Raw genomic sequence first — 12,136 nt, 5'->3', positions numbered from 1 at the left:
ACGGCACTCCCTTGCCTTATTCCGCTTTAATCACTCAACAGCACTGCACGCTGTATCAGCGAACATATTTCCACACAGAGCCTGGCACTTTATCGTAAAGCTTGTTCATGGTCAGTTCAGCAAGGCGATGATCTGCTGCTGAATAGAATACTGCCAGTTCGCTATCCGGTAATTCATACTTATTTTTTTCGATGACCCGTTCAAGGGTATCAATTGAACGACAACGACGCAGACGCATCAAATAGTCGGTCTTGGTCAGGGTTTGATTGCTCATGAAAAAAATTTTCTCACTCTGATGCTAAAAGGAATGGCTCGGTTGCTGAAGATAAGCACACTCTTCGGCGAAAATATTAAATAAGCGTTTAGCGGATCGCTGCCAGCGCTGAAGATCCTTTGCATTGATACTGTAACTGCTAAAAAGCATAAAGGTATCATCAAGATATTCATCGATTTGAGAAATCAGCGACTCATCTTCCGTATGCTTAATTTTGTAATTCATTGTGAAAGAGGCTATATGCTCAATAAAATCGTTGAGCTGTAAATTAGCAGAGGAGGCAGGGTCATTAACCCAGTCGCGATGATTTTCACTCAGGGTAGCCATACTCTCGTCGTACAGGTTTTCACATAAGAATTTAAGCTGGGCAATATCATGCCGTTTCGGTGAGTATTCGTCCATCTTTTTCCCTCCATAGCGAGCACAGGAGCCGCAGCGCGGCGAGATTTAAAAGAGCTACCAGGGAGCGATCACGAATAAAAATAATTCAGCGACCTGTTAAATGTAATCCACAATCATTAGTTTTGCTCACCTCAATTACCAAATATTACAATTCATCAGCAGGGGAGAGGCGCGTATTGTCAATCACATCAAACACCAGCGCGCCGGGCTTTACGTGGAACATAACTTCTTCATGTCGGGTAAATGTTTCGTTCAAATCGAGGCAGGGATTAAATAAATCCCAGGAAAATTCATAAAGCATTTTAAAACTATCTGGATTAATGGTTTTAATAGATAGTACCTGAAAACTTTCAGGAACTAATTGAGCACTCTGCGAATACCAATCTAACTCTCCGGCCAGCGCTTCAGCTATTTTAAGAATATTCCCCTGGATGACGCTGCGAAGTTTGTCACAGTCATGTTCATCTGCCGCAACGTCCACATTAATAATAGCCTGCATAGCGTATTCCGTAAAAAAAGATCGTACCGCTATCATTGAGTCTTGCTGGTTGTAATGCAAGCAGGTGATTGACGCTACCAGCGATTATTGCGATGGGTAATGCCACTGGCGATCTGCCCGGGGGCACGGACGATCAATTTTTGAAACACTTCTCTGCACGCGCTTTGCCGTTAAATTCGTTAGTGTATTGTTATGTTATAACATAATGGGGAATGCGATGCGCAACAGCGGTCTGTTACTTTCCGTCGGCAGTCGTCTGATGGTTGTCATGATACTTATTACTCTGCTGATGCTCTGCGTCTTCTGGGGCACCTCGGCATGATCCACTTTAATCAGCTCCAGGTCGGCTATCGCGGGCAGGCGATAACCGCGATCCCCGACGGAAAACTGGCTGCCGGCAGTATGACCGCGCTGACCGGCGCAAACGGCAGCGGCAAGTCAACGCTGCTGAAAACGCTGGCTGGCGTGATTGCACCGGTCTCCGGCTCCTGCCCGATCGGCGTGCCCGCCCGTGCTATTGGCTGGCTGCCACAGCGTAGCGAACTGGAGACGCGTTTTCCGCTTACGGTATATGAGCTGGTTGCCACCGGCTGCTGGCCGCGCTGCGGCTGGTTTGGCGGCATTAACCGGGCGCTGCACAGAGAGATCGACGCCGCACTGGACGCCGTACAGATGCGGGCATTTGCTGATGCGCAGCCCGCCACGCTCTCTGGTGGCCAGCTGCAGCGGGTCCTTTTTGCCCGGCTTCTGATGCAGCAGAGCCGGGTCTGGCTGCTGGATGAACCTTTCAGCGCTATCGATGCATCCACCACTACTCTGCTGATGGCGCTGCTCCGGCAGCAGCATCAGCAGGGCACGACGCTGCTGGTGGTCCTGCACGACAGGCCGTTGGTCAGCCGCTACTTCAGCACAGAATTATCGCTGGATCACTCACCAGAGAGCGTGCAGGTGACGTCATGACGCTGCTGCAGCCTTTTATCGAATTTGGCTTTATGCGCCGCGCGCTGGTGGCCTGTATTGCGCTGGCGCTAAGCGCCACTCCGCTGGGCGTATTTCTGTCACTGCGCCGGATGAGCCTGATAGGCGACGCGCTATCGCATGCGATATTACCGGGTGCAGCGGTTGGCTATCTGCTCTCAGGTCTGTCGCTGGTGGCAATGGGGGCAGGCGGACTGCTGGCGGGGCTGGTGGTAGCGCTGCTCTCCGGTGCTGTCAGTCGCTATACCCCGTTAAAAGAGGATGCCAGCTTTTCCGGATTTTATCTTGGCTCGCTGGCGCTGGGGGTCACGCTGGTTTCGCTGCGCGGCTCCAGTGTGGATTTGCTGCACGTGCTGTTTGGTTCGCTGCTGGCAGTCGACACTCTTGCGCTGGTTCTGGTTGCCGCTATCGCCGCGTTTACGCTGCTAACGCTGGCGCTGATTTTCCGCCCGCTGGTCATTGACGCCTTCGATCCCGACTTTTTGCGGGTGCAGAACCGCTGGAGCGCACCGCTGGTACAGGGGCTTTTTCTGCTGCTGATCGTACTGAACCTGGTTGCTGGCTTTCAGATTCTGGGAACGCTGATGTCCGTCGGGCTGATGATGCTGCCCGCTACCAGCGCCCGCTTCTGGAGCCGTCGGCTCACCCCATTGCTGTTTATCGCTATGCTGCTGGCGATCGCTGCTGCGCTAAGCGGTCTGTTGCTCTCCTGGTACTACTCACTGCCTGCCGGACCCGCCGTGGTGCTGAGTGCTGCCGGGCTGTTTCTGCTCTCTGTTCTGACAGGGCCATGCGGCGGCGTGCTGCGTCGTCGTTAATATACTGATAAGGGGATACAAATGAAGTTTATTGCACTGAGCCTGATAACCAGCGCGATGCTGGTCAGCCCGTTTACGCAGGCCAGTACTATCAATACCGTAGCCAGTTTTACCGTGCTGGCCGATATCGTAAAACAGGTTGGCGGCGATCATGTGCGTGTCACCTCGCTGGTCGGGCCGGATGGCGATCCGCATACCTTTGAGCCTACGCCACAGGACAGCCAGGCGCTGGCGCAGGCCAGCGTGGTGTTTGTCAGCGGTCTCGGTCTGGAAGGGTGGATGGATCGGCTGATTACGGCTTCAGGCTATCGCGGCGATGTGGTGGTGGCGTCCAGCGGCATCAGCACGCGTACTATGGAAGAGGAGGGCAGTACCGTCACCGATCCGCACGCCTGGAACAATCTGCAGAACGGTGAAATTTATGCGCGTAACGTAATGCAGGCGTTGATAAAAGCCGATCCGCAGGACGCCGCCGACATCCGGCGCAGCGGCGAGCGTTATATTCAGCAGCTGCAGCAGCTCGACAGCTGGGCTAAATCTGCATTTAACGCCGTGCCGCGCAGCGCACGCAAAGTGCTGACCAGCCACGATGCTTTTGGCTACTTCGGACAGCGTTATGGCGTTACCTTCCTGGCTCCGGTCGGCTTTTCTACCGAAGCAGAAGCCAGCGCCAGTGACGTTGCGCAGATTATCAAGCAGCTCAGGCGTGAGCATATTCACCGCTACTTTATTGAAAATCAGACCGACCCGCGCCTGGTTAAACAGATAGCCAGTGAATCGGGCGCGCAGCCCGGCGGCGAACTCTATCCGGAGGCGCTCTCCGCTGCTGGCGGTCCGGCTGCGACCTATACGGCAGCATTCCGGCATAACGCGGAAGCGATGCTGAAAAGCATGCATTGACTGCTCCCCGCCCTAAAGGGCGAGGATTCCCACTTCAACGCAACCTACCTGAGCCGCATTACGCGGCTTTAGGGTTTACAGTCGCTCCGTGGGCTAACGCGGTCAGCCCGGCCGCTTTTATATGTTACCGCGCTTATATCNTTTAGGGTTTACAGTCGCTCCGTGGGCTAACGCGGTCAGCCCGGCCGCTTTTATATGTTACCGCGCTTATATCCCCGCCCGATTGGGCGAGGTCTTACGCGCAAATTGATAAAAAAGGCCGGGGAGCATCCCGGCCAGACTCTCACAACGCATTAACGCTTTTTCTTTCTTCCCTGAACCGCTTTGAAACGTGGATTGGATTTGCAAATCACATAAATACGGCCTTTACGTCGTACCACTTTGCAATCCCGGTGGCGGGTTTTAGCCGACCGAAGTGAACTCACGACCTGCATCGTACTGCTCCTTTATCTGGTGCGCGTCAGGAAGCTGCCAAAGCGCTTGTTGAAGCGCGCCGCGCTGCCCTCTTTGGCAAACTCTTTTTGTTTGCCGGTATAATAAACGTGCGATTTGGAGGAGACATCCAGCGTCACGTAAGGCAGAACCTCGCCTTCAAACTCGATGGTGCGTTCAGTCTTAATGGTTGATCCCACTTTAAAATACTCATCAGCGGTGGTGTCATGGAACAGAACCGGACGATAGTGCGGGTGGATATCAGGCTTCATATGAAGGCTCCTATGTAATGTTATAATATTACATTATTATGCGCCCGTTTTGGCGCGATTGCAACTGTCATCAGGCACCATAAAAAAAGGCCGCATCTGCGGCCTTTTTCATTAAGGAGTCAATTAGTGTTTCGCGTGTTCAGCCGGATGGCTGCCTTCAAGCTCCGCTTTATGCTTACTGAAGCGGCGACGCACCACGACGAAGAAGACCGGTACAAAGAAGATCGCCAGCGCGGTAGCGGTGACCATTCCTCCCATTACGCCGGTGCCTACTGCGTTCTGAGCGCCGGAGCCGGCACCGCTGCTGATCGCCAGCGGCAGTACGCCGAGGATAAACGCCAGTGAGGTCATCAGAATCGGGCGCAGACGCATACGTACCGCTTCCAGCGTCGCTTCCACCAGGCCTTTGCCCTCTTTATCCATCAAATCTTTCGCAAATTCGACGATCAGAATGGCGTTCTTAGCGGAAAGACCAATCGTGGTCAGCAGCCCGACTACAAAGTAGACGTCGTTACTGAGCCCGCGCAGGGTGGTGAAGATCAGCGCGCCAATAACGCCGAGCGGCACGACCAGCATCACCGAGAACGGAATAGACCAGCTCTCATAGAGTGCCGCCAGGCAGAGGAAGACGACAATCAGCGAGATCGCATAGAGCGCCGGGGCCTGGTTACCTGACAGACGTTCCTGATAGGACATGCCGGTCCAGTCGTAGCCAATACCGGTTGGCAGTTTCGACGCCAGCTCCTCCATCATATCCATCGCATCACCCGAGCTTTTGCCCGGTGCAGCCTGACCGAGGATCTCCATGGAAGGCAGACCGTTGTAACGCTCCAGGCGCGGTGAGCCATACTGCCATTTCGCAGAGGAGAAGGCGGAGAAGGGCACCATATTGCCGGCGCTGTTACGCACATACCATTTGCCAATGTCATCCGGCAGCATGCGCGCATCCGCTTTACCCATAACGTACACTTTCTTCACGCGACCGCGATCGATAAAGTCGTTGACGTAGGAGCCACCCCAGGCGGCGCCCAGCGTAGTGTTGATATCAGAGAGCGATACCCCCAGCGCCTGCGCTTTTTCCTGATCGATAATTAGCTTGTACTGCGGCGTATCTTCCAGGCCGTTCGGACGTACGCCAACCAGCGTATCTGAATGCTGGGCGATCATGCCAAACAGCTGATTTCGCGCTTCGGTCAGCTTTTCATGGCCCAGGTTGCCCTGATCAATCAGCTGGAAGTCAAAACCGGTGGCGTTACCCAGTTCGATAATAGCCGGCAGGTTGAACGGGAAGACCATGGCATCTTTAATCTGACCCAGTGCGCCCATGGCGCGTCCGGCGATAGCGGGTACTTTCAGATCGGCGCTGCCACGCTCATCCCACGGCTTCAGGCTGACAAACGCGATACCGGTGTTCTGACCACGGCCGGCAAAGCCAAAGCCGTTAACGGTGAACACGGAATTGACGCTATCTTTCTCTTTGGTCAGGAAGTAATCCGTTACCTGATCCAGCACTTTCTGAGTACGTTCCTGGGTCGCACCGGCTGGCAGCTGCGCCTGTGCCAGTAACAGCCCCTGATCTTCTTCCGGCAGGAAGGAGGTCGGCAGCTTCAGGAACAGCCACGCCATGCCGAGAACAATGACCAGATAGATCACCAGATAGCGGCCGGTACTGCGGATAATATGGCTGACGCTGTCGACATAGTGATTGGTGCTTTTGTCGAACATGCGGTTGAACCAGCCAAAGAAGCCGGTGGTTTTACCATGCTCACCTTTTTTAATCGGTTTGAGCATGGTGGCACAGAGGGCAGGGGTGAGGATTAGCGCGACCAGCACCGACAGCGCCATCGCTGAAACGATGGTGATCGAGAACTGACGGTAGATAACCCCGGTTGAGCCGCCAAAGAACGCCATGGGAATAAATACCGCAGAGAGCACCAGCGCAATACCGACCAGCGCGCCCTGAATCTGCTCCATGGAGCGTTTGGTCGCCTCTTTCGGCGGCAGTCCCTCTTCTGCCATAACGCGCTCAACGTTCTCGACGACCACGATGGCGTCATCAACCAGCAGGCCGATGGCGAGCACCATACCAAACATCGTAAGCGTGTTAATGGAGTAGCCAAAACCATTGATGATAGCGAAGGTACCCAGCAGCACCACCGGTACGGCGATGGTGGGGATCAGCGTGGCGCGGAAGTTCTGCAGGAACAGATACATAACCAGGAACACCAGCACAATCGCTTCGAACAGCGTTTTAACCACTTCGAAAATGGAGATTTTTACAAACGGAGTCGTGTCATACGGGTAGACGGTCTTCATGCCTGACGGGAAGAACGGCTCCAGTTTACCCAGCTCTGCTTTAACCGCTTCTGCGGTATCCAGTGCGTTAGCCCCGGTCGCCAGCTTGATACCGATACCGGATGCAGGCTTGCCGTTGTAACGGGCAATAACTTCGTAGTTTTCACCACCCAGTTCAATTTTTGCCACGTCGCGCAGACGCACCTGCGAGCCATCCTGGTTCACCTTGAGCATGATGTTGCCAAACTCATCGGTTGAGGTCAGGCGGGTCTGAGCAATAATAGAGGCGTTAAGCTGCTGGCCTGGCACCGGCGGTGTACCGCCTAGCTGACCGGCGGCGACCTGGGTATTCTGCGTCTGCAGCGCACTGATCACGTCAACCGGCGTCAGCTGATAGTTGTTCAGCTTGTGCGGATCGAGCCAGATACGCATCGCATACTGTGCACCAAACACCTGAGTATCACCTACGCCTGTGGTACGGCTGATAGGATCTTTGATATTAGAGGCGACATAGTCCGCAATGTCGTTCTGCGTCATGCTGCCATCATCACTGACAAAACCGGCTACCATCAGGAAGCTGCTGGAGGATTTTTTAACCTGAATCCCCTGCTGCTGTACTTCCTGCGGCAGCAGCGGCATCGCCAGCTGCAGCTTGTTCTGCACCTGCACCTGCGCGATATCCGCGTCGGTACCGGACTGGAAGGTCAGCGTCAGCGTCAGCGTACCGGATGAGTCACTGCTCGAGGACATATACATCAGCCCGTCGATGCCGTTCATATTCTGTTCAATAACCTGCGTAACAGAATCCTGCAGCGTTTTTGCATCCGCACCCGGATAAGATGCCTGGATCTCAACCGCCGGTGGCGCAACATTGGGATATTGCTCAATCGGCAGGCTGATGATCGACAGCGCACCCGCCATCATAATGATGATGGCAAGCACCCATGCAAAAATGGGGCGATCGATAAAGAACTTAGCCATGTATCAACGGCTCCTGTTATGACGACGATTTAGCAGACTGAGATTCCTGGGCTGCTTTAGCATCATCTGAGACCTCTTTTGGCGTAACCTGCGCACCCGCTTTCGCGCGCTGAATACCGACGGTAATCACGCGGTCGCCCTCTTTCAGACCATCGGTAACCAGCCATTTGTCACCAAACGCCTGATTTGCAGTGATCTTACGTACTTCTACTTTGTTATCTGCGCCAACAACCATCGCGCTGGCATCGCCGGTTGGCGTACGGGTCACACCGGTTTGCGGCACCAGCAGCGCGGTTGGGTTCACGCCTTCATCCAGACGCGCACGCACAAACATACCTGGCAGCAGACGGTTATCCGGGTTTGGGAAGATAGCGCGCAGCGTAATCGAACCGGTGGTTTCATCAACGGTGACATCGGAAAATTCCAGTGTTCCCGACTGCTTGTAAGGGCTACCATCCTGCATCAGCAGCGTAACGTTAGCTTTACCATCGGTCTGTTTCAGCTGACCCGCTTCCAGCTCGGCGCGCAGGCGCAGAAAATCGTCACTGGACTGCGTTACATCGACGTACATAGGATCCAGCTGCTGCACGGTCGCGAGCGCGTTAGTCTGACCATTGGAGACCAGGGCACCTTCTGTCACAGAGGATTTGCCGATACGGCCGCTGATAGGCGAGGTAACTTTGGTGTAGGCGAGATTGATACGGGCAGTTTCAACGTTAGCCTGGGCGGCCTGTACAGCAGCCGCGGTCTGAGCCGCAGTGGCCGCTGCGTTGTCGTAATCCTGCTGACTGATATATTTGGTGCCGAGCAGCGGTTTATAACGTTTGATGGTGAGCTGCGCTACGCGGGCATTAGCCTGCGCCTGCGCTAAATCCCCTTTAGCACTGTCGTAAGCTGCCTGATAGGTGGCAGGATCGATCTGATAAAGCGACTGACCCGCTTTAATATCACTGCCTTCAACAAAATTACGCTTCAGAATGATACCCGACACCTGAGGGCGGACTTCTGCTACGCGAAACGCGGAAGTGCGACCGGGCAGTTCAGTCGTGACCTTCAGGGGTTCAGCTTTTAATGTGACCACCCCGACTTCCGGCGGTTGCTGCTGCTGCTGGCCGGCTTGCTGAGATTTATCATCATCACATCCTGTTAACAAAAAGCTGCCTGAAAGCATCACGGCGGCCGCCAGAGGCACTAACCCTCTGTTTTTATTCATAAATAAAACCTCTAGTGTCCGATATCAAATGATCAATGGATCACAAACCGATAAACCCATTGCTGCGTTAAAACACGGGTCATGCTATGGTACATACATTCACAAATGTATGTAAACTTGCCAGTTTGTAAAAACAGCTCCCTATGGCACGAAAAACCAAAGCGCAAGCACTTGAAACGCGTAATCAAATTCTTGATGCCGCATTAGCACACTTTTCTGAACAGGGTGTGGCCGCCACGTCGCTGGCTGATATCGCCGCAGCGGCTGGTGTCACGCGCGGTGCCATTTACTGGCACTTTAAAAATAAAGCCGATCTGTTACAGGAAATCTGGCTGCGCTGCGACGCCGGGCTGGACGATGTGGAACTTGAGTATCAGACAAAATATCCGGACGATCCACTTTCTGTAATGCGTTCGATGCTGATCTATATCCTTGACGCCACGGCAAAGGATGCGCAAAGACGCGCACTTATGGAGATTATCTTCCATAAATGTGAGTTTGTGGGCGAAATGTCGACGCTGGTAGCAATGCAGCAGGGTTTACTGCAGGCGTGTTATGACCGCATTGAAACCGTGCTGCGCAGCTGTATTGAGGCGGGGCAGCTGCCCGGTGCGCTGAATACCCGCCAGGCGGCGCTGCTGATGCGCGGCTATATCAATGGCATGATGGAGAGCTGGCTGTTTAATCCGCACAGTTTTGACCTGGCAGCGGAAGCGCCGCAGATCGTTGATGCGTTTCTCGATATGCTGCGGCTGAGCCCGACCCTGAGCGCGCGTTAATCTGCATGCGCGGCGGCCAGCTTCTGTTCATAGTCGCGCCGGACGATCGCCAGCGCGGCCAGCACCGTCGCGGGCGGCACCCGGTTCTCCTCCAGCAGCTGAATCAAGTCTACCGCCAGCTTAATCTCATCCGGTGCGCTTTCAAGCGACATACTCTCTCCTAAATCCGTAGTTTTATTGCAACCAGCAGCATCAGCACTGCGCCCGCCAGGGCGGCAGCCACGCCGGCGATATGCAGCGTGCCGATTTCGCCATTCATAAAGTAGGTGGCAATATAGCCGCCAATCAACGCGCCAATCGCGGCCAGTACCAGCCCGGGGATCATCCCGCCGGGCCTGCCGGGCAGCAGCAGGCGCCTGAGCCAGCCCGCGGCCAGGCCCGTTACTATCCAGACAATCAGCGTCACCGTTTCCTCCTTCTGGCTTATGCGTTGAGTATAGAAGTGCGGCGCTACGCCTGCGCGGCGGGCAGTTCGAGCTGATAAAGCGCCGCGCGACAGCGGCTTAATCGCGCCTGCAGCTGTTCTACTTCCCGCATCAGCTGCTGCTGCACGCTCAGCGTTTCTGCCTGCGCAAGATGCGCCTCACGCTGGCGCAGCATAGCGAGTAGCCGCGTCTCATACCCCTGATACTCAACACGCTTCTGCTGGCGGATATCACGCCGCGGCTGCTCCCGCCACGGCCGCAGCTGCTGGCTTTCGCATTCGCGCTGAAGCGCCGCCAGCTGATCCAGCACCCGCTGCGCCAGCCACTGCTGCTGCACGGCGCTGTGCTGTTTTTGCTGCAGATGGTGCAGATTTCGCTCCAGCTCCTGCAAATAGTCGCTCAGGCGGGTGCCTTTAGTCTGAAACAGGGCGGCATCAAAGCGCGGCACTCTGCAGGCGCCGTCCGGCTGCTGTGCTATACGCTGGCGCAGCGTTTCAACGATTTTTTGCAGCCGCTCAGGCGCGGAAAGGAGAGGCATCACTTCGGTTCCATGTTAACGTAAGAGCATATTCAGTATTCAGGCATCTGGCATGCAGCGTTTTTTACTGTTGAGCCTTGGCTGGCTGGCGATAGTGCTGGGCACGCTGGGCATTGTATTACCTTTACTCCCGACAACGCCATTTGTGTTGCTGGCCGCCTGGTGTTTTGCCCGTTCATCGCCGCGCTTTCACCACTGGCTGCTGTGGCGCTCGCCGTTTGGCCGCTATCTGCGTCACTGGCAGCGTCATCGGGCCATGCCGCCAGGCGCTAAGGGGCGGGCAATAGTGCTGATTATCATCACCTTTGCGTTTTCGCTCTGGCTGGTGAAGCTGTTCTGGCTGCGTCTGCTGCTGCTGGTGTTGTTAGCAATACTGCTGCTCTTTATGTGGCGTATTCCGGTAGTAGAAGAAGAGACAACGCAACATTAACCGCGTCAGGGTTGCATTTAGGCTGCTGTTTGCTTAGATTTGGGCATCTTCGTGCGTGGCTTCCCTCTGTGAAACGACTTCGCTTAACCCGGTCTCCGGGTATTGGCGCTGTTGAAGCTGCGCGTTTTAGATATTTTTCCAGGCGTAACCTTTATGACCGCAACTGCGCAGCAGCTTGAACTGATCAAAAACAGCATCAAAAGTATTCACGACTATCCGAAGCCGGGCATTCTGTTCCGCGACGTAACCAGCCTTATGGAAGATCCGCAGGCCTATGCGGCGGCAATCTCCATTCTGGTTGAGCGCTATCGTGACAAAGGCATCACCAAAGTAGTGGGTACAGAAGCGCGCGGCTTCCTGTTTGGTGCACCCGTAGCGCTGGGGCTGGGCGTAGGGTTTGTACCGGTGCGTAAACCGGGCAAGCTGCCGCGTGAAACCTGGCAGGAGCGCTATGAGCTGGAGTACGGTACGGATGCGCTGGAGCTGCATAAAGATGCGATTAAACCTGGCGATATCGTGCTGGTCATCGACGATCTGCTGGCAACCGGTGGCACCATTGAGGCGACGGTAAAACTGATCCGCCGCGCGGGTGGCGAAGTCAATGATGCCGCTTTTGTGATTAATCTGTTTGATCTCAGCGGCGAAGCGCGCCTGACCGCGCTGGGCGTTAACTGCTACAGCCTCGTCAGCTTCCCCGGCCACTAAGGCCTGCTGCGCTCTGCTGTTTTGCGGAGCGCAGTGCTTACCCCTTACGTTACTCTGCCTGCGCCTGCCCGAGACGGGTATAGGCATATTTCGCTGTGGCTGGTAAACTACTGCCCAAATACACAGGGTTTGCGAAGCTGCATTTTTTCCCTTTTTCTGACGGTGGCTGCCGGCTGATTGCCGCGCTGCTGTGCC

Annotated in this window: 16 protein-coding genes; 6 read left to right on the top strand and 10 right to left on the bottom strand. The window is 55.0% G+C overall.

The window, feature by feature from the left end; genetic code table 11:
• Positions 1-55: 55 nt before the first annotated feature.
• From F3I15_RS09370 to F3I15_RS09360, 3 genes are all read right to left on the bottom strand, one after another.
• A complete protein-coding gene (locus F3I15_RS09370) occupies positions 56-274 on the bottom strand; it encodes an HHA domain-containing protein (protein WP_039383002.1) in 219 nt (72 codons plus the stop codon).
• A gap of 24 nt (positions 275-298) precedes the next feature.
• Complete coding sequence (gene tomB, locus F3I15_RS09365; RefSeq protein WP_039383003.1) at positions 299-676, bottom strand: Hha toxicity modulator TomB; 378 nt, start codon at positions 674-676, stop codon at positions 299-301.
• A gap of 145 nt (positions 677-821) precedes the next feature.
• Entirely contained in the window at positions 822-1,175 is a 354-nt protein-coding gene (locus F3I15_RS09360) for a hypothetical protein (protein ID WP_150017632.1), read from the bottom strand.
• A gap of 318 nt (positions 1,176-1,493) precedes the next feature.
• On the opposite strand from F3I15_RS09360, the gene F3I15_RS09355 reads away from it, so the two are divergent.
• From F3I15_RS09355 to F3I15_RS09345, 3 genes are read left to right on the top strand one after another with little or no spacing between them, the layout of a single operon-like run.
• Positions 1,494-2,135, top strand: a complete 642-nt coding sequence (locus F3I15_RS09355; RefSeq protein ID WP_150017630.1) for a metal ABC transporter ATP-binding protein — start codon at positions 1,494-1,496, stop codon at positions 2,133-2,135.
• Complete coding sequence (locus F3I15_RS09350; RefSeq protein WP_150017628.1) at positions 2,132-2,971, top strand: metal ABC transporter permease; 840 nt, start codon at positions 2,132-2,134, stop codon at positions 2,969-2,971. Before F3I15_RS09355 ends, F3I15_RS09350 begins: the two co-directional genes overlap by 4 nt.
• A gap of 21 nt (positions 2,972-2,992) precedes the next feature.
• Positions 2,993-3,871 carry a metal ABC transporter substrate-binding protein gene (locus F3I15_RS09345; protein WP_150017626.1) on the top strand — a complete coding sequence of 293 codons (879 nt, stop codon included), beginning with the start codon at positions 2,993-2,995 and terminating at the stop codon, positions 3,869-3,871.
• Positions 3,872-4,164: 293 nt separating this feature from the next.
• Here F3I15_RS09345 and ykgO read toward each other — a convergent pair whose 3' ends face one another.
• From ykgO to F3I15_RS09325, 4 genes are all read right to left on the bottom strand, one after another.
• Complete coding sequence (ykgO, locus tag F3I15_RS09340; protein WP_071668939.1) at positions 4,165-4,305, bottom strand: type B 50S ribosomal protein L36; 141 nt, start codon at positions 4,303-4,305, stop codon at positions 4,165-4,167.
• A 12-nt stretch (positions 4,306-4,317) separates the two neighbouring features.
• The gene (locus F3I15_RS09335; RefSeq protein ID WP_150017624.1) at positions 4,318-4,575 is read right to left on the bottom strand and encodes a type B 50S ribosomal protein L31; all 258 of its coding nucleotides are present in this window, start codon (positions 4,573-4,575) and stop codon (positions 4,318-4,320) included.
• A 123-nt stretch (positions 4,576-4,698) separates the two neighbouring features.
• Positions 4,699-7,851 (bottom strand): efflux RND transporter permease subunit, encoded by a 3,153-nt coding sequence (locus F3I15_RS09330; protein WP_150017622.1) that lies wholly within the window; start codon positions 7,849-7,851, stop codon positions 4,699-4,701.
• 16 nt (positions 7,852-7,867) lie between these two features.
• A complete protein-coding gene (locus F3I15_RS09325; RefSeq protein ID WP_039383010.1) occupies positions 7,868-9,064 on the bottom strand; it encodes an efflux RND transporter periplasmic adaptor subunit in 1,197 nt (398 codons plus the stop codon).
• 143 nt (positions 9,065-9,207) lie between these two features.
• Between F3I15_RS09325 and acrR the strand changes: the two genes are divergently transcribed.
• Positions 9,208-9,843, top strand: a complete 636-nt coding sequence (gene acrR / locus F3I15_RS09320; protein ID WP_094111511.1) for a multidrug efflux transporter transcriptional repressor AcrR — start codon at positions 9,208-9,210, stop codon at positions 9,841-9,843.
• Here acrR and rsmS read toward each other — a convergent pair.
• Genes rsmS through priC form a run of 3 tightly spaced genes read right to left on the bottom strand, consistent with a single transcriptional unit; the run spans position 9,840 to position 10,806 of the window.
• On the bottom strand, positions 9,840-9,995 hold the full coding sequence (gene rsmS / locus F3I15_RS09315) for a pleiotropic regulatory protein RsmS (RefSeq protein ID WP_150017620.1): 156 nt from the start codon (positions 9,993-9,995) through the stop codon (positions 9,840-9,842). The two genes, acrR and rsmS, sit on opposite strands and share 4 nt — an antisense overlap.
• Before the next feature lie 8 nt (positions 9,996-10,003).
• Positions 10,004-10,249 carry a GlsB/YeaQ/YmgE family stress response membrane protein gene (locus F3I15_RS09310; RefSeq protein WP_150017618.1) on the bottom strand — a complete coding sequence of 82 codons (246 nt, stop codon included), beginning with the start codon at positions 10,247-10,249 and terminating at the stop codon, positions 10,004-10,006.
• A gap of 44 nt (positions 10,250-10,293) precedes the next feature.
• Positions 10,294-10,806: a primosomal replication protein PriC gene (priC, locus tag F3I15_RS09305; protein ID WP_150017757.1), complete on the bottom strand. Its 513-nt coding sequence runs from the start codon at positions 10,804-10,806 to the stop codon at positions 10,294-10,296.
• 52 nt (positions 10,807-10,858) lie between these two features.
• Between priC and F3I15_RS09300 the strand changes: the two genes are divergently transcribed.
• Positions 10,859-11,236: a DUF454 family protein gene (locus F3I15_RS09300; protein WP_150017616.1), complete on the top strand. Its 378-nt coding sequence runs from the start codon at positions 10,859-10,861 to the stop codon at positions 11,234-11,236.
• A 153-nt stretch (positions 11,237-11,389) separates the two neighbouring features.
• Positions 11,390-11,941: an adenine phosphoribosyltransferase gene (gene apt, locus F3I15_RS09295; protein ID WP_150017615.1), complete on the top strand. Its 552-nt coding sequence runs from the start codon at positions 11,390-11,392 to the stop codon at positions 11,939-11,941.
• Positions 11,942-12,136 lie beyond the last annotated feature (195 nt).

Origin of the sequence: Pantoea sp. M_9, from assembly GCF_008631385.1 — a bacterium.
In the GTDB taxonomy this organism is placed as follows: Bacteria; Pseudomonadota; Gammaproteobacteria; order Enterobacterales; family Enterobacteriaceae; genus Pantoea; species Pantoea eucrina.
The sequence above is the reverse complement of the archived record's forward strand: the minus strand, read 5'-3'. Positions and strand labels throughout refer to the sequence as shown.

Excerpts from the sequence above, each read along its gene's own strand:
- F3I15_RS09370 (WP_039383002.1), bottom strand. The coding sequence starts at position 274 with ATGAGCAATCAAACCCTGACCAAGACCGACTATTTGATGCGTCTGCGT.
- F3I15_RS09335 (WP_150017624.1), bottom strand. The coding sequence starts at position 4,575 with ATGAAGCCTGATATCCACCCGCACTATCGTCCGGTTCTGTTCCATGAC.
- F3I15_RS09345 (WP_150017626.1), top strand. The coding sequence starts at position 2,993 with ATGAAGTTTATTGCACTGAGCCTGATAACCAGCGCGATGCTGGTCAGC.
- F3I15_RS09350 (WP_150017628.1), top strand. The coding sequence starts at position 2,132 with ATGACGCTGCTGCAGCCTTTTATCGAATTTGGCTTTATGCGCCGCGCG.
- acrR (WP_094111511.1), top strand. The coding sequence starts at position 9,208 with ATGGCACGAAAAACCAAAGCGCAAGCACTTGAAACGCGTAATCAAATT.
- tomB (WP_039383003.1), bottom strand. The coding sequence starts at position 676 with ATGGACGAATACTCACCGAAACGGCATGATATTGCCCAGCTTAAATTC.
- apt (WP_150017615.1), top strand. The coding sequence starts at position 11,390 with ATGACCGCAACTGCGCAGCAGCTTGAACTGATCAAAAACAGCATCAAA.
- priC (WP_150017757.1), bottom strand. The coding sequence starts at position 10,806 with ATGCCTCTCCTTTCCGCGCCTGAGCGGCTGCAAAAAATCGTTGAAACG.
- F3I15_RS09330 (WP_150017622.1), bottom strand. The coding sequence starts at position 7,851 with ATGGCTAAGTTCTTTATCGATCGCCCCATTTTTGCATGGGTGCTTGCC.
- rsmS (WP_150017620.1), bottom strand. The coding sequence starts at position 9,995 with ATGTCGCTTGAAAGCGCACCGGATGAGATTAAGCTGGCGGTAGACTTG.
- F3I15_RS09355 (WP_150017630.1), top strand. The coding sequence starts at position 1,494 with ATGATCCACTTTAATCAGCTCCAGGTCGGCTATCGCGGGCAGGCGATA.
- F3I15_RS09300 (WP_150017616.1), top strand. The coding sequence starts at position 10,859 with ATGCAGCGTTTTTTACTGTTGAGCCTTGGCTGGCTGGCGATAGTGCTG.
- ykgO (WP_071668939.1), bottom strand. The coding sequence starts at position 4,305 with ATGCAGGTCGTGAGTTCACTTCGGTCGGCTAAAACCCGCCACCGGGAT.
- F3I15_RS09325 (WP_039383010.1), bottom strand. The coding sequence starts at position 9,064 with ATGAATAAAAACAGAGGGTTAGTGCCTCTGGCGGCCGCCGTGATGCTT.
- F3I15_RS09360 (WP_150017632.1), bottom strand. The coding sequence starts at position 1,175 with ATGCAGGCTATTATTAATGTGGACGTTGCGGCAGATGAACATGACTGT.